Below are 20,916 nucleotides of genomic sequence, written 5' to 3'. Positions count from 1 at the left end.
CCCATGTCCCAGCTCGCCTATCGCCGTGTCCTGTTGAAACTCTCCGGCGAGGCGTTGATGGGCGATGAGGACTACGGCATCGACCCCAAGGTCATCGGCCGACTGGCGCGCGAAGTCATCGAAGTCCAGCAGGCCGGCGCCGAAATCGCGCTGGTGATCGGCGGCGGCAACATCTTCCGCGGCGCGGGCCTGGCGGCCGGCGGCATGGACCGGGTCACCGGCGACCAGATGGGCATGCTGGCCACCGTCATCAACGCGCTGGCGATGCAGGATTCGCTGGAAAAGCTCGGCGCCAAGGTGCGGGTGATGAGCGCGATCAAGATCAACGACGTGTGCGAGGACTACATCCGCCGCCGCGCCATCCGCCATCTGGAAAAAGGCCGTCTGGCGATCTTCGCCGCCGGCGTCGGCAGCCCGTTCTTCACCACCGACTCGGGCGCGGCGCTGCGCGCGATCGAAATCGGCGCCGACCTGCTGCTCAAGGCGACCAAGGTCGACGGCGTGTACGACAAAGACCCCAAGAAGCACACCGACGCGGTGCGCTTCGACAAGCTCAGCTACGACGAGGTCATCAGCCGCGATCTGCAGGTGATGGACACCGCCGCGTTCGCCTTGTGCCGCGACAGCGAGCTGCCGCTGCGCATCTTCGACATGGGCCAGCCGGGCGTGCTGCTGAAGATCCTGCGCGGCGAGAACATCGGCACCTTGGTGCAAGGCCGCGGCTGAATCCGCGCCTGCGGCGACGCGGGCGATACCGATCCGACACGCTGACGCACGCGCACTACTGCGGTCGCGCCGCATGCGCGTGCGCTCATCCGCCCGCTGCGACACGGTGGCCGCTGAGTAAACCGAACGATCGCGGCGGCGCTTTTATCGCAACGCCCAAACACCCGCGCGGTTCGAACTTCCGCTGGCCGCGCGAACATCGGCGCGCCCGCCCATGCGCTTGCCGCTGCGGCCATCCACCGGTGATGCCGCCGGCCTCGCCCGCGCTCAGCGCTCGGCGACCACCCGGGCTGCGGCGACGACCGACGCCGTGGCCTCGCGATCGATGCGCGAGTGCGCGATCGCGATACTCGCCACCTGCGATGCGTTGCGCCGAATCTGCACGAGCCACAGCCTGGTTTCTTCGCTGTTCCTGGACGACTGATAACGATACGGCGTGGCCGCGGCCTGTTCGCGGGCGCGACGGGCCTGCTCGATCGCGCGCTGGCGCGCATCGCGACCGGCCTGCTCGGCATCGAGCGCCTGCTGCCTGGCATCGCGGCGCGCTTGTTCGGCATCGCGCTGAGCCTGCGCCCGGTTGCGCTGGGCTTGTTCGGCATTGCGACGGTCCTGATCGCGGTCGCGTCGGGCCTGCTCGGCGTCGCGGCGAGCTTGCTCGGCATCGCGGCGGTCCTGGTCGCGAGCCGCCTCGGCTTCGCGGGCCGCGCGGCGCGCGGCTTCGCGCGACCGCAGCCCGGCCTCGCGCGCGGCGCGCTCGGCCTGCAGGCGCGCGCTCTGGGCCTGACTCGCCGCCAGCCGGGTCGCCTGTTCGGCGGCGCGATGGCCGTGTTCGTTGGCGCGCTGCGCTGTCAGTACCGCCTCTCGAGCGGCCGCGCTTTCTTCGCGCCCGGCTTCGAGCGCGGCGGCTCGCTCGGCTTGCGTTTCCGCGGCGCGCGCGGCGCGTTCGGCTTCGATCTCGGCGGCACGACCGGCGCGCTCGGCTTCTATCTCGGCCGTGCGAGCGGCATGTTCGGCGTGACGCTCGGCGTGCTGCTCGGCGGTACGCCCCGCGCGTTCGGCTTCGAGCGCGGCGGCACGACCGGCCCGCTCGGCTTCGCGCCCCGCCCGTTCGCCCTCGCGTGCCGCCAACTCGGCCGTTGCGGCCGCGCGTTCGGCATCGATTCCGGCCTGTCTGGCGTCGCGCATGCGTTGCTGCAATCGCGCGCGGATCGCACTGTCGCGCACGGCTTCGTAGCTTCCGTCGTCGCGCACGCGGTAGTACTGATCGCCCTTGATCGCCCACACCGCCGGCTGGCCGCCGTTGCTCAATTCGGTGATGCGGGTTTCGCCTCCGCGCCGATCCGAGGAATGGATCGACACCGAATGCGATTCGGTCTTCGGCGCGCGCTCGCTGGCCGCCGCGGTGACCCGGTACGGCACCAGCCCCAGCAGCACGACCGCCGCAGTCAGCACCAATGCGATCCATTGCGAAGACGAGGTCGCGTTCTGCAGCAGGAGCAAACGCCGCTTCAGTGCGGTGTAAGTCGGCGACGCGCTGGCGACGCCGGATGCCGGCCGCGGCGCGACGCCCAGACGCAGCAGCAAGCGGCCGTAGTCCTGCGCGGCGTAGCGCCGGCTTTCGAGCACGGCCGCATCGCAGGCCGCTTCGCGCGCGATCGAGTACTCGCGCGCGATCACATGCGCCAGCGGATGAAAGAAGAACAGATGCTGCACCATCGCCGGCACCCAGCCCCACCACAGATCGCGGCGGCGCACGTGGACCAGTTCGTGATGCAAGGCCATCGCCAAATCCTCGGCGCTGAATTGCGCCATGCGCTCGCGCGGCAACAGCACCGTCGCCGGCGGGCCGATCAGTTGCGGCGAATCGATCTGCGCCGACAGCCGCAGCGGCGGCAAACGGCTCAGCCCGAGGGCATCGCCGAGCGTGCGATAGGCGTGCAGCACATGCGGCTGTTCGCACGGCTGCGAATCGGCGACCCGGCGGCGCGCCGACGCGTAGCCGCGCGCGCTGGCGAGAGCGACCAGCGCGAAACCCGACAGCCACAATGCCGCGAACGCCAGCGGCCACGACAGCCAATCCAGCGCCGATGCCGATATCGGGTCGGCCGCGGCCGACGCCGCCAGATCGCCGCGGGTGGCGAAGAACGGCAACTGCGCGCTCGCCGACAATTGCGCCGACGCCGGCTCGGCGATCGCGGCCTGATTCCACGAGGCCGGCAGCAGCGGCAGACTCAACGGCGTCGGCCACAACGCGCCGACCAGCAGTTGCAAGGATGCGAACCACCACAGCCAGCAACGCACGCTCGCGCTCAAGCGCAGGTAGCGACACAGCGCCCACACCGCGGCGACCACCAGCAGCGATTGCACCCCGGCCGCGAGCAGACGCGGCAACAACGTCTCGCCGATCCAATCCAGACTCATCTCAATTCTCCTTGCGGCGCGATTGCAGATCGGCGACCAGGCTTTCCAGCTCGGCCAGTTCCTCGTCGCTGACCTGGGCGCGTTCGGACATCCAGGCCACGAACGGCGACACCGATCCCTGCAGCGTATTGGCGACGAAACTGGCGACCGCCGAACGCTTGACGTCGTCGGGCTCGGTCGCGGTGGAATAGCGGTACACCCCGCCGGCCTTCCGCCGGCGCAGATAGGCCTTGGCGCGCAGCCGTTCCATCATGGTCAGCACGGTCGAACGGGCCAGCCCGCGCGGCTCGCCGTAACCGCTGGCGACGTCGCCGACCGAGGCCTCGCCCTGTTCGGCCAGGTAGTGCAGCAGCGCCAGTTCCTGGTCGCCTATCGATTTACGGCTCATCTCGTCTCTCATGGCTACAGCTGTAGTCAGAATGCTTGTGACTACAGGCGTAGTCAACGTGACTGAAGTCATGGAAGCAGCAGGGATTGGGGAATGAGGGGCACAGGGAATGGACGGGTTTGTCGGGCTGCCATTCCCTGTTCCTCTCATTCCCTGTTCCCGCTTCACGCCATTGGGATTCGCCAACCGCCGTCGCGGTTTAAACCCCATCGCAAGCCCCTGTAATAGTGTTCGTGGGCGGGCCCGTGACAGCATTCGCCCATGCACTCACACAGCCACCATCACGGCCACCATCACGGCCTCAGCGGCACCCGCGCGTTCGCCGCGGTGACCCTGATCAACCTGGCCTACACCGCGCTGGAAGCCGGCTACGGCTTCATGACCAATTCGCTGGCGCTGCTGTCCGATGCCCTGCACAACCTCGGCGACGTGCTCGGCCTAGGCCTGGCCTGGGGCGCGGCGGCGCTGGCCAAGCGCGTTCCCACCGACCGCCACACTTACGGCTGGCGCCGCGCGACCTTGCTGTCGCCGCTGGCCAACGCGCTGCTATTGGTCGGTTTCTCCGGCGCGCTGGCCTGGGAGGCGATCCGCCGCTTCAGCGCGCCGCCGGAAATTCCCGCCTTGCCGGTGATCGTGGTCGCCGCGCTCGGCATCGTCGTCAACCTGGGCGCGGCCTGGCTGGTGCGCGACGGCCACGAACACGACCTCAACCGGCGCGGCGCGTTCCTGCATTTGATGGCCGATGCGGCGGTGTCGCTGGCCGCGGTGCTGGCCGGCGCGGGCATGTTGCTGACCGGCTGGGAATGGCTGGATCCGGCGATCGCGCTGCTGATCGGCGCGGTGGTCGCGATCGGCGCGTTCGGCCTGTTGCGCGAGAGTTTCAACGCGGCGATGGACGCGGTACCGCGCGGGATCGATCGCAGCGAGGTGGAGACGCTGCTGCGCGCGCAGCCGGGCGTGGTCGCGATCCATCATCTGCACATCTGGTCGCTGGGCGCGGGCGAGATCGCCATGACCGCGCATATCGTGCGTCCCGACGACAGCGACCACGATGCCTTCATCGACCGGCTCAATCGCGAACTGGACCACCGCTTCGGCATCAATCACCCGACCTTGCAGGTCGAACACGGCCGCGCCTGCGAGCACGACCGCCACGATCGCGCGCCGCACGGAGGCCACGCGCACGGGCACGATCATCACCACGATCGCGGCGATCATGATGAGCACGCGCACGAGCACGAGGCGTGCGCGCATGACCGTGGCCACGACGAACCCGCGCAAGCGCATCGCCCGGCCGAGCCCCACGCATGCGAGCGCGAAACCGAGCCGCACGACCACCCGCGCGAACACAGCCGCCTCCATCGGCCCTGAACGGCGCCGCGACAGCGCCTCATGCTGCAGCGCAACGAAACCGCTCGCGGGCGCCGCCCGAGCCCGACACCCGCTTGCGCAAACCCGCGCCTGCCCACGCAAAACGTGACCGACGCCTACGCAGGCCGCCCCTGCCCGCGTCCGCGCCGCTTGCGTCGCGGGCCGGCGAAATCGCGCTGATCGGGCCGCAATCGCGCCCCGATCCGCCGTCACGGCGGCGCTCGTGGTCCGCAAAACCTGCCCGAGCCCATATAATCCCGCGATTACCGCTACAGGATCGGAGCCGGCGATGCTCAACGACATCAAGAAAGACGCACAGAACCGCATGGCCAAGAGCGTCGAAGCCTTCCGCCACGACCTCACCAAGGTCCGCACCGGCCGCGCCTCGACCGCGCTGGTCGACCACCTCAAGGTCAACTACCACGGCTCCGACATGCCGCTGGGCCAGGTCGCCAGCGTCCAGGTCAGCGATGCGCGCACCCTGACCATCACCCCGTGGGAAAAGCAGATCGTCAGCGCAGTCGAGAAGGCCATCCTCGCCTCCGACCTGGGCCTGACCCCGAACACCGCCGGCACCGTGATCCGCATCAACCTGCCGGCGCTGACCGAAGAACGCCGCAAGGAACTGACCAAGGTCGTCCACAGCCAGAGCGAGGACGCCAAGGTCGCGATCCGCAACATCCGCCGCGACGCCAACCATCAGGCCAAGGAACTGCTCAAGGACAAGAAGGTCACCGAAGACGAGTTTCGCGGCTTCGAAGGCGACATCCAGAAGGTCACCGACGGCGCGATCAAGGACGTCGACGGCGTGGTCAAGGCCAAGGAACAGGAACTGATGGCGGTCTGAACGCAGGCCATCGCGGCGACCGCGCGCATGCGCCCGGGTTCCAGCCGCGCTGAACTTCTGCGTATCGTGCGGGTCCACAACGGGCACTGCCCCCGACCGGCCCGCCGCAACCACCGCGCCGCACGATGGACGCAGCGGCTTTCACCCTCGTCCATCGCCCCATCCGTTGCCTGAGGTCCCCATCATCGGCGCCATGCCTTCCGAGCCCGCCCATACCGCGCCCGCACGCATCCCGCGCCACCTGGCCGTCATCATGGACGGCAACGGACGCTGGGCCGAGCGCCGCCGCCGACCGCGCATCATCGGCCACCGCGCCGGCGCGCGCGCGGTCAACATCTGCATCGACTTCTGCATCGCCCGCGGCGTCCGCGCGCTGACCCTGTTCGCGTTCTCCAGCGAAAACTGGGGCCGGCCCGAGGACGAGGTCGGCGCGCTGATGAAGCTGTTCCTCAATGCGCTGGACCGCGAAGTCGAGGAACTCGACCGCCGCGGCGTGCGCGTGCGCTTCATCGGCGAACGCGACCGGTTCTCGGAAAAGATCCGCGAACGCATGGCCACCGCCGAGCGCCAGACCCAGAACAACGACACCCTGCACCTGAGCATCGCCGCCAGCTATGGCGGCCGCTGGGACATCGCCCAGGCCGCGCGTTCGCTGGCCCAGGACGTGGCCGCCGGGCGCCTGGACGCGCGCGACGTCGACGAGACCCTGCTGGCCTCGCGCATGTCGCTGTCGGACCTGCCGGCGCCGGATCTGTTCATCCGCACCGGCGGCGACACCCGGATCAGCAACTTCCTGCTCTGGCAGCTGGCCTATACCGAACTGTGGTTCACCGAAGCGCTGTGGCCGGAACTGGACGCGACCTTGCTGCAGCAGGCGCTGGACGATTTCGCCAGCCGCGAGCGCCGCTTCGGCCTGACCGGGGCGCAGATCGCGGCCCAGCCCAACGAGACCGTTGAATGACCCGAACCCGCCTGCTTGCCGCGCTGGTCATGGCGCCTGTCGCGATCGCGGCGATTCTGCTGTTGTCCACGCCCTGGATCACCGCGCTGGCCGCGGTGATCTTCCTGATCGGGCTGTGGGAGTGGTTCGATCTGGCCGAAATCGACGACACCCTGTCGCGCACCGTGCTGCTGGTGGTGCATGCGGCGCTGATGGTGGCGATCGTGTGGGCCTCGCGCACCGGCGGCCTGGGCGCGACCCAGGCGCCGATGGTGTTGTTCAAGATCGCCTCGCTGGTCGGGGTGATCTGGTGGCTGCTGGCTCTGCTGTGGCTGCAGCGCTTCAATTTCGCCAGCGACCATCGCACCTATGCGCGCATGTTCAAGCTCGCCGCGGCCGCGCTGAGCGTGATCCCGGCCTGGTGCGCGCTGGTATGGATCCATGCCGAGGGCGCCTACGGCCACTGGTGGCTGCTGACCGCGCTGTCGGTGGTCTGGGCCGCCGACAGCGGCGCGTATTTCGCCGGACGCAAGTTCGGCATGCTCAAGCTCGCGCCGCGGGTCAGTCCGAACAAGACCGTCGAAGGCCTGATCGGCGGCGTGTTCGCCGGCGTCGCCGTCGGTGTCACCGGTGGCGCGGGTCTGGCGCTGTTGCCCGAGCATCCTGCGCTGCAACTGTCGCAGTTGCCGTGGGTGGCGCTGGTGTCCTTCGCCGCCGTGCTGTTCTCGGTGGTCGGCGATCTGTTCGAAAGCCTGCTCAAGCGCCACGTCGGGGTGAAGGATTCCGGGCATCTGATTCCGGGCCACGGCGGCATTCTCGACCGTATCGACGGTGTGCTCGCTGCGTTGCCGGTGTTCGCGCTGGGCAAGGCGATTTTCGGGTTTTGATGATGAGCGCGCGCGGAGCCCACGCATGACCGCCCCTGCCCGCAATGTCGCGGTGCTCGGCGCTACCGGCTCGATCGGCAGCTCTGCGCTGGACGTGATCGCCCGCCACCAGCCGCAGCTGCGCGCCAGCGTGCTCGCCGCCGGCGGCAAGGTCGACGCGCTGCTGGCGCTGTGCGAACGGCACCGCCCCGATCACGCGGTGATCGCCGACGAAACCGCCTACCCCGCGCTGCGCGAGGGCCTGCGCGAACGCGGCCTGGCCACCCAGGCGCATTGCGGCGAGCAGGCCCTGGTCGAATTGGTGTCCTCCGAGGTCTGCGACACCGTCGTTGCGGCCATCGTCGGCGCCGCGGGGCTGTCTTCGACCTTGGCCGCGGCGCGCGCCGGCAAGCGCCTGCTGCTGGCCAACAAGGAATCCCTGGTGCTGGCCGGCGAGCTGCTGATGCAGACCGCGCAAGAAGCCGGCGCCTGCATCGTGCCCATCGACAGCGAGCACAACGCGATCTTCCAGTGCCTGCCGGCCGCGCAAGCGCGGGTCGAGGGCCACGGCGCCGCGCATGACGGTGCCGCGCGGGCCTCCGACAACCCCGTCCAGGCCGGTTTGAAGCGGATCCTGCTGACCGCCTCGGGCGGTCCGTTCCGCGGCCGTACACGTTCGGACCTGACCCAGGTCACGCCCGAGCAGGCCGTCGCCCACCCGAAGTGGTCGATGGGCCCGAAGATCTCGGTCGACTCGGCCACCCTGATGAACAAGGGCCTGGAAGTCATCGAAGCCCACCATCTGTTCGGCGTGGACGGCGAGCGCATCGAAGTGCTGGTGCACCCGCAAAGCCTGGTGCATTCGCTGGTCGAATTCGTCGACGGCTCGACCCTCGCCCAACTGGGTCTGCCGGACATGCGCACCGCCCTGGCGGTGGGTTTCGGCTGGCCGCAGCGGATCGACTCGGGCGTGGCCGGATTGGACCTGCTGGCGCACGGCCGGCTCGATTTCGAACGCCCCGACCTGGAAGCCTTCCCCTGCCTGCGCCTGGCTTTCGAGGCCCTGGCCGCCGGCGGCACCGCTCCGGCGGTACTGAACGCCGCCAATGAAGTGGCCGTTTCAGCCTTTCTTCAGCGGCGCATGGGTTTCCTAGCGATACCCGCGCTGGTCGAGGACACCCTCGCCGCGCTCCCGCCCACCCCGGCCAGTTCGCTGGCGGCGTTGCGCGAGGCCGATGCCCAGGCCCGCCGCCACGCCGAACAGGCGATCGGTCACGCAGCCCAAGCCTACAGAGCCTGATACAGCCATGAGCGAAATCCTGGGCTCGTTGTGGTGGCTCATCATCAGCATCGGCGTGCTGGTGACCTTCCACGAATTCGGCCATTTCTGGGTCGCCCGCCGTTGCGGGGTCAAGGTGCTGCGCTTCTCGGTCGGCTTCGGCAAGGCCTTGTACGAGCGCACCGGCAAGGACGGCACCGTCTACGCGATCGGCATGATCCCGCTCGGCGGCTACGTCAAGATGCTCGACGAGCGCGAGTACGAAGTCAGCGAAGCGCTGGCGCCGCAGGCTTTCAACCGCAAGTCGGTGTGGCAGCGCATGGCGATCGTCGCCGCCGGCCCGGTCGCCAATCTGATCCTGTGCGTGGCGTTCTTGTGGGGCATGTTCGTGATCGGCCGCCCCGACTTCGCCCCGGTGGTCGGCAGCACGACCGCGATCGCCGCCGAGTCCGGCCTGCGTCGCGGCGACACCATCGTGCAGATCGGCGAGCGCGCCACTCCGACCTGGAGCGAGGTGCGAATGGCGTTGATTCCGTACGCGCTCGATCGCGAGGACGTGGCGGTCAAGGTGCGCGCGGAAAACGGCAGCGAACTGACCCGCCACCTGCGCCTCTCGCAACTGCCGGCCGCCTTCGACGAACGCCGCGCGGTCGAGGTCATCGGCCTGGGCGCGCGCCACGAGCTGATCCCGGCCGTGGCCGGCCGGATCACCCCGGATTCCGCCGCCTGGGGCGTGCTGGCCGAAGGCGACCGCGTCACCGCGCTCGACGGCGTCCCGCTGGCCAACTGGAACGACCTGCCCGCGGCGATCAACCGGCTCGGCGAGCACGGCGGTCCGGCCATGATCGAAGTGATCCGCAACGGCGACCGTCTGGCCCTGGAAATCCAACCCAGGCGCATGAAACGCGAGAACGGCGCGGAGTTCTGGGGTCTGGGCGTGACTCCGGCCCAATCCAAGCCGCCGCAGCGCGACGCGGTGCTGCGCTACGGCCCGGTCGACGCGGTTCCGGCGGCGCTGCGCGAAAGCGTGCATCAGGCGCGCGAACTGTTCGCGATGATCGGCCGCGCGTTCACCGGCCGGGTCTCGCTGCAGAACACCGTGGCCGGCCCGGTGACCATCGGCCGCGCCGCCAACGCCTACGCCAGCAACGGTCCGGCCTGGTATCTGCAGCTGCTGGCGATGCTGTCGCTGAGCCTGGGAATCCTGAACCTGCTGCCGATCCCGATCTTGGACGGCGGACACCTGCTGTATTACCTTATCGAGCTGGTCAAAGGCAGCCCGGTCAGCGAGCGCGTGATGGCGGCCGGGCATTTCGTCGGCCTGGCGTTGATCGCGAGCCTCATGGGCCTGGCGTTCTACAACGACATCTTGAACAACCTGGTGCGCTGATGCCGGCCTGACGCTCGATCGAACGCTTTAGCTCCAACCACCAGCCGCCAAACCTGTCGCTTTGACCCACGCCAGCCCGCTCCGCGAGCGCTGGCAGACCAGCCCCCAACGGACGTAATGATGACGCGAATTCCTAATCGCCGCCTGCTCGCCCTCGCCCTTGCCACGGCAATGACCTCGGCCCCGGCGATTCCGGCGTTGGCGCAGTCCGCCGATCCGTTCTCCCTCGGGGGCGCCGCCCCGAACGCGCCGGGCCCCGGTTCGTTCACCGTCAGCGATATCCGCATCGACGGCCTGCAGCGCATTTCCGCCGGCACCGTCTTTACCTACCTGCCGATCGAGCGCGGCGACACGATGGACACGGCCAAGGCCGGCGACGCCATCCGCGCGCTGTACAAGACCGGTTTCTTCGAAGACGTGCAGCTCGGACGCCAGGACAACATCCTGGTGGTCACCGTGACCGAGCGTCCGGCGATCAACAAACTCACCCTGAGCGGCAACAAGGACATCAAGTCCGAGGATCTGCTCAAGGGCCTGAAGGAGATCGGTCTTGCCGAAGGCGAAACCTTCGACCGTCTGGCGCTGGACAAGGTCACCCAGGACTTGGCGAGGCAGTACAACAACCGCGGCAAGTACAACGTCGAGATCACCCCGACCGTTTCCCGCCTGGACCGCAACCGCGTCGACCTGACCATCAACGTCAAGGAAGGCAAGGCCGCCAAGATCCGCCACATCAATCTGATCGGCAACGACAAGTTCGAGCAGAAGGACATCCTCAACGGCTGGGAATCGCGCGAGCACAACTGGCTCAGCTGGTACCGCCGCGACGACCAGTACTCGCGCGAGAAACTCTCCGGCGATCTGGAAAAGCTCAACTCGTTCTATCTCGACCGCGGCTACGTCGATTTCGCCATCGACTCGACCCAGGTCGCGATCAGCCCGGACCGCCAGGACATGTTCCTGTCGGCCGGCGTCACCGAGGGCGATCAGTACAAGGTCTCCACCGTGCAGGTCACCGGCGACACGATCCTGCCCAAGGAGCAGATCGAGAAGCTGGTCATCGTCAAGCCCGAGCAGATCTTCTCGCGCCGCCTGCTCGAGATCAGCTCCGAATCGATCACCGCCACGCTGGGCAACGTCGGCTACGCCTTCGCCCAGGTCAATCCGATTCCGGAAGTGAACCGCGAAAACAAGACCGTCGGCATCAACATGCAGGTGGTGCCGGGCCCGCGCGTCAACGTGCGCCGGGTGATCTTCAAGGGCAACACCCGCACCGGCGATGAAGTCTTGCGCCGCGAAATGCGCCAGTTCGAAGGCAGCTGGTACTCGCAGGCCGCGATCGACCGCTCCAAGATCCGTCTGCAGGGCCTGGGTTATTTCGAAACCGTCGACGTCGAAAGCAAGCCGGTGCCCGGCAGCAACGACCAGGTCGATGTGATCTACAACCTCAAGGAAACCACCTCGGGCAGCTTCGTGTTCGGCCTGGGCTATTCGCAGCTGGGCAAGCTGACCACGCAGATCCAGTTGTCGCAGAACAACTTCCTGGGCAGCGGCAACCGCGTGTCGGTGCAGGCGCAGCGCAGCTATTACCAGCGCCGCTTCGACTTCTCCTACACCAATCCGTATTTCACCGACGAAGGCGTGTCGCTGGGCTACAACCTGTCGTGGCGCGAGTTGGACTACTCCGACTTCAACACCGCGCAGTACTCCACCACCAACGGCACCGGTCAGGTCGTGCTCGGCATTCCGCTGACCGAAACCGACTCGGTGACCGGCCTGATCGGCATCGACAGCAACGAGATCCTGGTCAGCCAGGGCTTCACTCCGCAAAGCATCATCGATTACCTCGATGCCCTGGGGGCGCGCACCTTCCACGCCTGGCGCGCGCAGATCGGCTGGGGCCGCAACAGCCTCAACCACGCGTTGACGCCGACCGCCGGCACCCAGCAGCGCGTGTGGCTGGAAGCGACCCTGCCCGGTTCGACGGTGGAGTACTACAAGCTCAACTACAGCTTCTCCAAGTTCTGGCCGCTGTCGCGCCACCTGGTGCTCAACACCCGCGCCGAACTGGGTTACGGCGACAGCTACGGCAAGGACACCACCCGCGTGATCGATCGCGACGGTCCGAACGGCCCGATGCTGCCGGAAACCATCACCGCCACCGGCCTGCCGTTCTTCGAGAACTTCTACGCCGGCGGCGTGCGTTCGGTGCGCGGCTTCACCGACAACACCCTGGGTCCGCGCGAAAGGGCTACCCAGGGCAGCTACAGCCAGCCCCTGGGCGGTTCGTTCAAGACCACCGGCTCGCTGGAAATGTACTTCCCGACCTTGCTCGATACGCCGGCCGCGCGCATTTCGGCGTTCGTCGACTTCGGCAACGTCTACAAGGATTACGACGCCTTCGACGCGGGCGAGCTGCGCGCCTCGACCGGTATCGCGATGATGTGGCGCTCGCCGATGGGCCCGATCTCGATCAGCTACGCCTTCCCGTTCAAGAAGCAGGGCCCGATCTACAGCGCCGACGGCAAGACCCAGCTCGACCGCGGCGACGAGTTGGAGCGTCTGCAGTTCACCTTCGGCGGCACGTTCTGAGCGCGGCTGCCCAGCCCCGACCGGTGGACACTCCCTCCTACTGCGCACGCGAACTGGCCGAGCGATTCTCGCTCGGCCTGCATGGCGACGCCGACGCCCGAGTCGATGGCGTCGGCACGCTGGCCAAGGCCGCTCCCGGCCAGTTGGCGTTCCTCGCCAATCCCAAGTACCGCGCGCAGCTGGCAGACAGCCGGGCCACGGTGGTGGTGATGCGCGAGGACGACGCCACCGGTTACGCCGGCACCGCGCTGATCGCGCGCGACCCTTATTCGGCTTTCGCCAAGATCTCCGCCCTGTTCGATCCCAGGCCGGTCCGCGCACCGGGCATCCACGCCTTGGCCGTGATCGATCCCAGCGCCCAGGTCTCGCCCGACGCGCATATCGGCCCGTTCGTGAGCATCGGCGCGCGCAGCCGCATCGAGGCCGGAGCGATGATCGGCCCCGGGTGCGTGATCGGCGAGGACTGCGTGGTCGGCGCCGGCAGCGAACTGATCGCCCGGGTGACCCTGGTGACCCGCGTGCGTCTGGGCCAGCGGGTGCTGATCCACCCCGGCGCAGTGCTCGGCGCCGACGGCTTCGGCCTCGCCATGGAAGCCGGCCGCTGGCTCAAGGTGCCTCAGCTGGGCGGGGTGACGATCGGCGACGACTGCGAGATCGGCGCCAATACCACCATCGATCGCGGCGCCATCGAGGACACCGTGCTCGAGGAAGACGTGCGCCTGGATAACCAGATCCAGATCGGCCACAACGTCCACATCGGCGCGCACAGCGCCATGGCCGGCTGCTCGGCCGCCGCGGGCAGCGCCAAGATCGGCCGCTATTGCCTGATCGGCGGCGCCGCCGGCGTGCTCGGCCACCTGGAGCTGTGCGACAAGGTGACGATCACCGCGATGAGCCTGGTCACCCACTCGATCCACGAACCCGGCGAGTACTCCTCGGGCACGCCGCTGATGGACAGCCGCAGTTGGCGCAAGAACGCGGTGCGTTTCAAGCAACTCGATCAACTGGCACGGCGCAGCGGCGCGCGCGCGGCCGACCCCAAACCCGACACCGAAAGCTGATCCACGCTCGCTTCGGCCCGGCCTTGCCGGTCGGGGCCGGTCCCGACGCCCGTGGGGAGCGGCGCATCGGGGCGATCCATACGGCCCCGCCACACCCGCACGGGAAACTGCGGGACAATAGACGCAAGCACGCGCCACCCTCGATGGGACGCGACGGAACGCGGATTTCGACGAACACGCGCCCGAACGCAGGCCGCGGCGCCTGACCCGCGCGACACAGATGGACACAGGACGAACCAGCACATGAGCCAGACCCTGCAACTCCCGCTCGATATACCGGCGATCCAGAAACTGCTGCCGCACCGTTATCCGTTTCTGCTGATCGACCGGGTGGTGGAGCTCGAGCCCAACAAGCGCGTGCTCGCCTACAAGAACGTGAGCTGCAACGAGCCCTTCTTCAACGGCCACTTTCCCGGCAACCCGGTCATGCCCGGCGTGCTGGTGGTCGAGGCGCTGGCCCAGGCCGGCGGCCTGCTGACCCAGATCTCGCACGGCGGCGTCGCCGCCGGCCGTTCGTTCTACCTGGTCAAGATCGACGGCGCGCGTTTCTCGCGCATGGTCACCCCGGGCGACAAGCTGGAACTGGAAGTCACCCTCAAACGCATGATCCGCAACATGGCCATGTACACCGGCGTCGCCCGTGTCGACGGCGAAATCGCCGCCTGCGCCGACATCATGTGCGCCGAGGCCAAGGAATGATTCGATGAGCGCGAGCATCCATCCCAGCGCCTTCGTCGAGCCCGGCGCGAAACTCGCCGACGGAGTCGTGGTCGGCGCTTTCACCTACATCGGCGGCGAAGTCGAAGTCGGCGAAGGCACGGTGTTCGGTCCGCATTGCGTGGTCCACGGCCCGACCAAGATCGGCCGCGACAACCGCTTCTACGCGCAGTGCGCGATCGGCGGCGACCCGCAGGACAAGAAGTTCGCGGGCGAACGCACGCAGTTGCATATCGGCGAGGGCAACGTGTTCCGCGAGTTCGTCACCGTCAACCGCGGCACCGGCAACGGCGGCGGCATCACCCGCATCGGCGACGGCAACTGGCTGCTGGCGTATACCCATGTCGCCCACGATTGCCAGGTCGGCAACGGCTGCGTGTTCTCCAACAACTCGACCCTGGCCGGCCACGTCGTCGTGGAAGACCAGGTGATCATGAGCGGTTTCTCGGGCATCCATCAGTTCTGCCGGATCGGCGCGCACGCCTTCATCGGCATGGGCGCGCTGGTCAACGGCGATGTGCCGCCGTTCGTCATGGTCGCCCAGGACGGCTACGGCCGCCCGCGCGGCATCAATAGCGAAGGCCTCAAGCGGCGCGGATTCGACGCCGAGCGGATCGGCGCGATCAAGCGCGCCTACCGCACGCTGTACGTATCCGGCGCGCCGCTGGACGAAGCGCGGATCAAGTTGGAAGAACAGGCCGCGACCAGCGTGGATGTGCGCACGCTGCTGGATTTCATCGGCAACGGCGAGCGGCCGCTGCTGCGCTGAGGCGATACGCGGCCGCGGGGTCGACGCGTTCCTCGGCCGCATCGCGGCAAACCATCAGTTCGGCAGCAAACCCCGGGCGCCATACCGGCGCCACTGCGGTTGCGACGACTGCGACGTGATCTGCTGCCGCCTGAAACTTGGCCCCGATCACGCGATTTGGCAGGATGTGACGTTCGAAGACGACGCTGGCCCCGTGTCGGAGCACAATGCGGCGGACAGTTCGCTTCCCACACTGACGCCCGTCGCCCGCCTCGTCTTCGACCGCGCGCAATACGAGCAAGCACTGGAGCGTTACAGCGCCCTATGAACGCCGCGACGACCCGCCCGATCGATGAAATTTTCCCCGTCGGACCTCCACCGCCGCCGCGCTTCGCCCTGATCGCAGGCGAAGCCTCCGGCGACCTGCTCGGCGCCGGCCTGATCGAAGAGCTCAAACGCCGTTATCCGGGCGCCGAGTTCATCGGCATCGGCGGCGAGCAGATGCGCGCGGCCGGCATGGAGACCTGGTTCGATGCCGGCGAGTTGGCGGTGATGGGCCTGGTCGAGGTGCTCAAGCACCTGCCGCGGCTGCTGCGCCTGCGTCGCGATGTGCGCCAGCGCATCCTGGATTGGAAACCCGATGCCTTCATCGGCATCGACGCACCCGACTTCAATCTCGGGGTGGAGCGCTGGCTCAAACAGCGCGGCGTGCGCACCGTGCATTACGTCAGTCCGTCGGTGTGGGCCTGGCGCAAGAAACGCGCGCGCAAGATCGGCCTCAGCGCCGACCGCGTGCTGTGCCTGTTCCCGATGGAACCGCCGATCTACGCCGAGTACGGCGTGGACGCGCGCTTCGTCGGCCATCCGCTGGCCGACGAAATGCCGATCCATCCCGACCGCGAATCGGCGCGCATGAATCTGGGCCTGGACGACGAGGCGCCGGTGTTGGCGATGCTTCCGGGCTCACGGGTAGGCGAGATCGAAACTCTGGCCGGCGACTTCATCGCCGCCGCGGCGATCCTGCTGGCCGCCGAACCCAAGCTCGGCATCGTCGCGCCGATGGCCAGCGCCACCGCGCGCGCGGCGTTCGAACGGGTGCTGGCCGGCCATGCCGACGGCGAGCGGGTCCGACGCGCGCTGCGCATCGTCGATCGCGGCGCGCGCACGGTGATGGTCGCCAGCGACGTGGTTCTGCTGGCTTCCGGCACCGCCACCCTGGAGGCGATGCTGGCCAAACGGCCGATGGTGGTGGCCTACAAGATCGCCCCGCTGACCTACACCTTGGTCAAGCGCATGGGCATGCTCAAGGTCGATCACTACGCGCTGCCCAACGTGCTGGCCGGCGAACCGGTGGTGCCCGAACTGATGCAGCACGACTGCACGCCGGAAAACCTGGCCGGGGCGACGCTGCGCTGGCTGCGCGACCCGGCCGCGAGCGCGGCGCTGCTGCCGAAGTTCCAGCGCATCCATCTGGAGCTCAAGCGCGACGCTTCGGCGCGCGCGGCCGAGGCGGTGGTCGAACTGATCGGGCAAAAAGCCGCCGGCTGAGCCTGACGCGAACCGCGGGCCCGGCCTACACTGGCCGGGCCCGCCCGAAGAGAACGCCCGCACCGTGGATTCGCTGATCGCCCCCGCCCCGCCCCAGCCGCGCGCCAAGCCGCGGCTGATCGCCGGCGTGGACGAGGCCGGCCGCGGCCCGCTGGCCGGACCGGTGTCGGTCGCGGCGGTGATCTTGAACCCGCGCCGCCGCATCGACGGCCTGGACGATTCCAAAAAGCTCACCGAAGCCCGGCGCGAAGCGCTGTACCCGCTGATCATCGAGCGCGCCGTGGCCTGGCGGATCGAGTTCGTCGAGGTCGAGGAGATCGACCGGGTCAACATCTTCCAGGCGACCATGCTCGGCATGCGCCGCGCGGTGCAGGCGCTGGCGCCGCAAGCGCAGTTCGTGCGCGTGGACGGCAATCACCTGCCCAAGGGCCTGCCTTGCGGCGGCGAGGCCTTGATCGGCGGCGACGCCATCGAGCCTGCGATCATGGCCGCTTCGATCCTGGCCAAGGTCGCGCGCGACCGCCTGATGCGCAGCCTGCACGAACGCTTCCCGCACTACGGCTTCGATCAGCACAAGGGCTATTCCACGCCTTCGCATCTGGCCGCGCTGAACCTGCACGGCCCCTGCCCGCAGCACCGCCGCAGCTTCGCGCCAGTGCGCACCGCCGAGCAGACCCTGAGTCTGTTCTGACCGCGAAGTTCCGCGCCGCCGCGCGCTTCGATCGGCTGAACGCGTAACCCGTGCCACAGGTCACAACGACTTCATACCGGCGCGCCCACACTTCGGTCAGGCGCATAGTTCCGACATCGACCCGCACAGGTCCCGCGTCGCCTCCGGCCCGCGACGCGCGCCGCCCCCGCCTCATCGGCCGGCCACGAGGTGCTCCATGCGCATGCCTCACCCCACGCCCACGCCCGAACCCTTCCCGTTCGAACGCGACAGCGCGCTGCCCTATCCGCCTGCGTACGAACCGGCGATGGCGGTCGGCCCGGCGGCGATCGCCGCCTTCGACGCCTTGGTTCATGAACTTCATCCCGATGCCGCGCGCGTGGACACCACCCGGTTGCAACGCCTCGCCGGCTGGCTGGCCTCGCTTCCGGCCAGCGAAGCGCGGCGCGCGATCGACGAGCGTCTGCAGTGCCTGCAGGATCTGCGCGCGATGGCCGCCGATCCGGCCTGGGACTGCGAACCGGCGATGCGCCGGCGCCTGGATCGCTTGTTCGCCTACGTCGACGAGGACGAGGGTCTGATTCCCGATCGCACGCCGTTGTTCGGCCTGCTCGACGATGTGCTGCTGATCGAGCTGACCTGGCCTGCGTTCGCTGCCGAAGCCGAGGATTTCCGCGACTTCTGCGCCTACCGCCGGATCGAGCATCCGCCCGGCGACGCCGTGCAACAGCGCGCGGCCTGGGTCCGCGACCGTCTGGCCGAGTTGGCGCTGCTGCAACACCACGCGCGGGTCAGCGACAGCCACTACGTCAACGGTCGCACGCCCGAGCCGGTGTTCCGGGTGGCGTGATCGCCGCGTGGCTTTCGCCGTATGCGCGAAAGCCGCATCGCGGGCGGGGCTCGGATCGCGCGCGCCGGTAGTGACGCATGGCTCGGCGCGGTCGTGGTCGTCGCAGCAGCCGTGAACCTCAGAACGCGATCTCCAGACTCGCGCGCAGGTTCGCGTGCGACGGCCGCCGGCGCTCGATCTGCTGGCTGCCGTTCTCGTCGAAATACTGCGAACCGGTGAGGATCGGTTGCCGCAACACATTGCCCGCGCTCAAGCGCAGCTTGGATTTGGGCGACAGCCGCCGCAAGCCGTACATATCCAGTTCGCGCCGCGCCGATTCGCTGTCGATCTGCATCGGTCCGCTGCGCACCGGCCCGCCGCTGCGATAGCTGTAACTGGCGCCCACCGTCCAGGCATCGTCGATGCGGTAATCGGCGGCTACGCTCGATATCAGCCGCGGTTGCTTGTCGATGCGATCGTCGGGCCCGGGCAGGTCGTCCATGCGCGACCAGTTGCGGGTCAGATTGAAACTCACGTCGAAACCGGGCACGCCGAGCCATCGCGCGAGCGAGAACTTGCTGTCGAATTCGATGCCCCAGGCGGTGGCGGTGCCGCCGTTGACCGGCGTGGCGACCCAGCGATCGCCGGATCGGACGGTCTGCGTGCGCACCACCGCTTCGATCCGGCGCGCATACCCGCCCAGGCTGAACATCGCGCCGTCGTCCCAGTACTTTTCGTAGGCCAGATCCAGGCCGGTGGCCAATTCGGGCTTCAAGGCCGGATTGCCGATCTGGTCGGGATTGAGTTCGCGGTTATTGGTCGAGGTGTACGGCCGGGGAATCAACAGTCGCAGTTCCGGCGCGCGATAACTGCGGCTCAGCCCGAGGCGTATCTGGTCCTTGGAACCCGACAGCTTCCAGCGCGACTGCAACACCGGCGAGAGCACGCCGGCGCGATGGCGGATGGCGGCGAAACGGTCGCCTTCGCTGAAGGTTTCGATGCGCTCCCAGCGCGCGCCCAGGTACAGCGACCAGCGCGGCGTCGCCGTCCACTCGTCCTGCGCGTACAGCGCGATGCGCCGGATCCGCGCGTCGAACGACAGATCGCTGACGCTGTCCGCCGCACCGTCGAAACCGCGCAAGCGCTGCACGCGCGATTCGCGCCGGCGGTCCTGACTGCCCTCCCACCCGGCCTCCAGCGTATGCCGCTCGCCGCCGGACCACGCGTACTTGCCGTGGGTCGCGATGTTGCGAACCCGCAAGGCGCCGTCGGTGACGTCGTCGAGATTGTGTTCGCCGTCGACGCTGTAACCCTGCTCGCGGAAACGCGAGCGTTCGCGATTGCCGCCGAGATTGAGCTTGCCGGTAAACTTCGCCGACTCGCCGAACGGATGGCCCCATTCGAGTTCCGTGCGCAGCTGCGCGACCTCCATGCCGGTGATCTGGCGATAGCGCGCATGCTGCAACTGCTGTCCGGCCTGGGTACGCCAGGCGATATCGCCCCGGCGATTGAGCTTGCTCGCGTCCAGGGCGCTGCGCCAGTTCAGCGTGTCGCCGTTGTCCAAGGTGAAGTCGAAACCGGGCGCCAGCGCCATGGCATCGCGGAATCCATTGAAGCGCAGATCGGTGTCGCGATGCAGTTCCTGCACGCCGCGCGCGTCGTGGCCGGTTTCGACTCCGGTTTCCCGCACTTCGAATTCGCGACGCGTCCATGAAGCGTTCAAGGCGTAGCCGCGGTGCTCGCCGCGATGCGACTGGCTCCAATGGATGCCGGGCGTGGATTGGCCGTCGGATTGGCCCAGGCTCAGCTTGAGTTCGCGCGAATCGGCGCGCGCGCTCTTGGCCAGGACGATGTTGATGGTGCCGGCGATCGCCTCGGCGCGCATGTCGGCGGTCGCCGTGCGCAGGATTTCGATCCGTTCGACCATGTCCGGCGACAACGAGCCCAGATCGAATCCGGGCGGCACGGCCTGTCCGTCCACGAGCAATTGGGTATAGCCCTTGCCCATGCCGCGCAGACTGATGGCGCCGGCCGCGCCCGGCGCGGCGCTGGAAACGCTGACCCCGGGCAGGCGTTTGATCGCGTCGGCCAGGGAACTGTCGCCGAAGCGCAGCAGTTCGTCCTTGGCCACGACCATGCGCGCGGCGGTGTCGTCGCGGCGCGCATCGTAGCGCTCGGCCCGCACTTGCACCTGCTGCAGATCGACGACCGGCGCGGGCGGGTTCTCGGCCGCGGCGGCGGTGCGCGCGGCCGTGGCCATGGCCATGGCGATCACGCCGGCCTGGATGCAGACCCATAACAAGGCGCGACCCGGCGGCTTGGCGGCGCGAACGTTCGGAACGAATGCATTGGCGATACGGGCGATAGTCATGGAACGCGACAGATTCCTTTGTCGAGACGAAACGTGGCCGCGTCCGACGCTGGCCGCGGCATGCGCCGGACAAGCGCCGCCCTCCTGGGTGTCAGGAAACGCGGGAATGAAATGTGCGCGGTCAGCGCGGCGCGGACGTGCGCGCCGGCATC

General features: G+C 68.3%; 17 protein-coding genes. 14 read left to right on the top strand and 3 right to left on the bottom strand.

Translation table 11 applies throughout. The annotated features are described in order from the left end of the window. The first annotated feature begins 3 nt into the window (after nt 1–3). Nucleotides 4–726, top strand: coding sequence for a UMP kinase (gene pyrH, locus ACTOWJ_RS17135; protein WP_441335837.1), 723 nt, complete (start codon nt 4–6; stop codon nt 724–726). Between the two features lie 267 nt (nt 727–993). Here pyrH and ACTOWJ_RS17130 read toward each other — a convergent pair whose 3' ends face one another. After that, nucleotides 994–3,147 (bottom strand): M56 family metallopeptidase, encoded by a 2,154-nt coding sequence (locus ACTOWJ_RS17130; protein ID WP_441335836.1) that lies wholly within the window; start codon nt 3,145–3,147, stop codon nt 994–996. A gap of 1 nt (nt 3,148) precedes the next feature. Beyond that, the gene (locus tag ACTOWJ_RS17125) at nt 3,149–3,535 is read right to left on the bottom strand and encodes a BlaI/MecI/CopY family transcriptional regulator (RefSeq protein ID WP_441335835.1); all 387 of its coding nucleotides are present in this window, start codon (nt 3,533–3,535) and stop codon (nt 3,149–3,151) included. Between the two features lie 261 nt (nt 3,536–3,796). On the opposite strand from ACTOWJ_RS17125, the gene ACTOWJ_RS17120 reads away from it, so the two are divergent. The 13 genes from ACTOWJ_RS17120 (at nt 3,797) to ACTOWJ_RS17060 (ending at nt 18,414) form a co-directional block, all read left to right on the top strand. Then, complete coding sequence (locus ACTOWJ_RS17120; protein ID WP_441335834.1) at nt 3,797–4,906, top strand: cation diffusion facilitator family transporter; 1,110 nt, start codon at nt 3,797–3,799, stop codon at nt 4,904–4,906. Nucleotides 4,907–5,195: 289 nt separating this feature from the next. After that, on the top strand, nt 5,196–5,753 hold the full coding sequence (frr, locus tag ACTOWJ_RS17115; RefSeq protein ID WP_441335833.1) for a ribosome recycling factor: 558 nt from the start codon (nt 5,196–5,198) through the stop codon (nt 5,751–5,753). A 193-nt stretch (nt 5,754–5,946) separates the two neighbouring features. Beyond that, nucleotides 5,947–6,714: a polyprenyl diphosphate synthase gene (gene uppS / locus ACTOWJ_RS17110; protein ID WP_441335832.1), complete on the top strand. Its 768-nt coding sequence runs from the start codon at nt 5,947–5,949 to the stop codon at nt 6,712–6,714. Continuing rightward, complete coding sequence (locus tag ACTOWJ_RS17105; protein ID WP_441335831.1) at nt 6,711–7,580, top strand: phosphatidate cytidylyltransferase; 870 nt, start codon at nt 6,711–6,713, stop codon at nt 7,578–7,580. Before uppS ends, ACTOWJ_RS17105 begins: the two co-directional genes overlap by 4 nt. Nucleotides 7,581–7,605: 25 nt before the next feature. Beyond that, a complete protein-coding gene (locus ACTOWJ_RS17100; RefSeq protein ID WP_441335830.1) occupies nt 7,606–8,859 on the top strand; it encodes a 1-deoxy-D-xylulose-5-phosphate reductoisomerase in 1,254 nt (417 codons plus the stop codon). A 7-nt stretch (nt 8,860–8,866) separates the two neighbouring features. Continuing rightward, complete coding sequence (rseP, locus tag ACTOWJ_RS17095; RefSeq protein ID WP_441335829.1) at nt 8,867–10,228, top strand: RIP metalloprotease RseP; 1,362 nt, start codon at nt 8,867–8,869, stop codon at nt 10,226–10,228. Between the two features lie 120 nt (nt 10,229–10,348). Beyond that, nucleotides 10,349–12,820 carry an outer membrane protein assembly factor BamA gene (gene bamA / locus ACTOWJ_RS17090; RefSeq protein WP_441335828.1) on the top strand — a complete coding sequence of 824 codons (2,472 nt, stop codon included), beginning with the start codon at nt 10,349–10,351 and terminating at the stop codon, nt 12,818–12,820. Between the two features lie 23 nt (nt 12,821–12,843). After that, entirely contained in the window at nt 12,844–13,881 is a 1,038-nt protein-coding gene (gene lpxD / locus ACTOWJ_RS17085) for a UDP-3-O-(3-hydroxymyristoyl)glucosamine N-acyltransferase (RefSeq protein ID WP_441335827.1), read from the top strand. A 243-nt stretch (nt 13,882–14,124) separates the two neighbouring features. Further along, nucleotides 14,125–14,580, top strand: coding sequence for a 3-hydroxyacyl-ACP dehydratase FabZ (gene fabZ / locus ACTOWJ_RS17080; RefSeq protein ID WP_441335826.1), 456 nt, complete (start codon nt 14,125–14,127; stop codon nt 14,578–14,580). A gap of 4 nt (nt 14,581–14,584) precedes the next feature. Next, the gene (lpxA, locus tag ACTOWJ_RS17075; protein WP_441335825.1) at nt 14,585–15,367 is read left to right on the top strand and encodes an acyl-ACP--UDP-N-acetylglucosamine O-acyltransferase; all 783 of its coding nucleotides are present in this window, start codon (nt 14,585–14,587) and stop codon (nt 15,365–15,367) included. A 303-nt stretch (nt 15,368–15,670) separates the two neighbouring features. After that, nucleotides 15,671–16,894 carry a lipid-A-disaccharide synthase gene (gene lpxB, locus ACTOWJ_RS17070; RefSeq protein ID WP_441335824.1) on the top strand — a complete coding sequence of 408 codons (1,224 nt, stop codon included), beginning with the start codon at nt 15,671–15,673 and terminating at the stop codon, nt 16,892–16,894. A 64-nt stretch (nt 16,895–16,958) separates the two neighbouring features. Beyond that, nucleotides 16,959–17,585: a ribonuclease HII gene (rnhB, locus tag ACTOWJ_RS17065; protein ID WP_441335823.1), complete on the top strand. Its 627-nt coding sequence runs from the start codon at nt 16,959–16,961 to the stop codon at nt 17,583–17,585. Nucleotides 17,586–17,781: 196 nt separating this feature from the next. Further along, nucleotides 17,782–18,414, top strand: a complete 633-nt coding sequence (locus ACTOWJ_RS17060; protein WP_441335822.1) for a hypothetical protein — start codon at nt 17,782–17,784, stop codon at nt 18,412–18,414. 118 nt (nt 18,415–18,532) lie between these two features. Here the strand turns inward: ACTOWJ_RS17060 and ACTOWJ_RS17055 are convergent, their stop codons facing one another. Continuing rightward, complete coding sequence (locus tag ACTOWJ_RS17055) at nt 18,533–20,764, bottom strand: TonB-dependent receptor plug domain-containing protein (RefSeq protein WP_441335821.1); 2,232 nt, start codon at nt 20,762–20,764, stop codon at nt 18,533–18,535. Nucleotides 20,765–20,916: the final 152 nt, after the last annotated feature.

This window comes from Lysobacter sp. CA199, from assembly GCF_052078715.1.
Taxonomy (GTDB): domain Bacteria; phylum Pseudomonadota; class Gammaproteobacteria; order Xanthomonadales; family Xanthomonadaceae; genus Lysobacter.
This window is presented reverse-complemented; position numbering and strand designations above follow the sequence as displayed.

Excerpts from the sequence above, each read along its gene's own strand:
- pyrH (WP_441335837.1), top strand. The coding sequence starts at position 4 with ATGTCCCAGCTCGCCTATCGCCGTGTCCTGTTGAAACTCTCCGGCGAG.
- ACTOWJ_RS17130 (WP_441335836.1), bottom strand. The coding sequence starts at position 3,147 with ATGAGTCTGGATTGGATCGGCGAGACGTTGTTGCCGCGTCTGCTCGCG.
- ACTOWJ_RS17125 (WP_441335835.1), bottom strand. The coding sequence starts at position 3,535 with ATGAGCCGTAAATCGATAGGCGACCAGGAACTGGCGCTGCTGCACTAC.
- ACTOWJ_RS17120 (WP_441335834.1), top strand. The coding sequence starts at position 3,797 with ATGCACTCACACAGCCACCATCACGGCCACCATCACGGCCTCAGCGGC.
- frr (WP_441335833.1), top strand. The coding sequence starts at position 5,196 with ATGCTCAACGACATCAAGAAAGACGCACAGAACCGCATGGCCAAGAGC.
- uppS (WP_441335832.1), top strand. The coding sequence starts at position 5,947 with ATGCCTTCCGAGCCCGCCCATACCGCGCCCGCACGCATCCCGCGCCAC.
- ACTOWJ_RS17105 (WP_441335831.1), top strand. The coding sequence starts at position 6,711 with ATGACCCGAACCCGCCTGCTTGCCGCGCTGGTCATGGCGCCTGTCGCG.
- ACTOWJ_RS17100 (WP_441335830.1), top strand. The coding sequence starts at position 7,606 with ATGACCGCCCCTGCCCGCAATGTCGCGGTGCTCGGCGCTACCGGCTCG.
- rseP (WP_441335829.1), top strand. The coding sequence starts at position 8,867 with ATGAGCGAAATCCTGGGCTCGTTGTGGTGGCTCATCATCAGCATCGGC.
- bamA (WP_441335828.1), top strand. The coding sequence starts at position 10,349 with ATGACGCGAATTCCTAATCGCCGCCTGCTCGCCCTCGCCCTTGCCACG.
- fabZ (WP_441335826.1), top strand. The coding sequence starts at position 14,125 with ATGAGCCAGACCCTGCAACTCCCGCTCGATATACCGGCGATCCAGAAA.
- lpxA (WP_441335825.1), top strand. The coding sequence starts at position 14,585 with ATGAGCGCGAGCATCCATCCCAGCGCCTTCGTCGAGCCCGGCGCGAAA.
- lpxB (WP_441335824.1), top strand. The coding sequence starts at position 15,671 with ATGAACGCCGCGACGACCCGCCCGATCGATGAAATTTTCCCCGTCGGA.
- ACTOWJ_RS17060 (WP_441335822.1), top strand. The coding sequence starts at position 17,782 with ATGCGCATGCCTCACCCCACGCCCACGCCCGAACCCTTCCCGTTCGAA.
- ACTOWJ_RS17055 (WP_441335821.1), bottom strand. The coding sequence starts at position 20,764 with ATGACTATCGCCCGTATCGCCAATGCATTCGTTCCGAACGTTCGCGCC.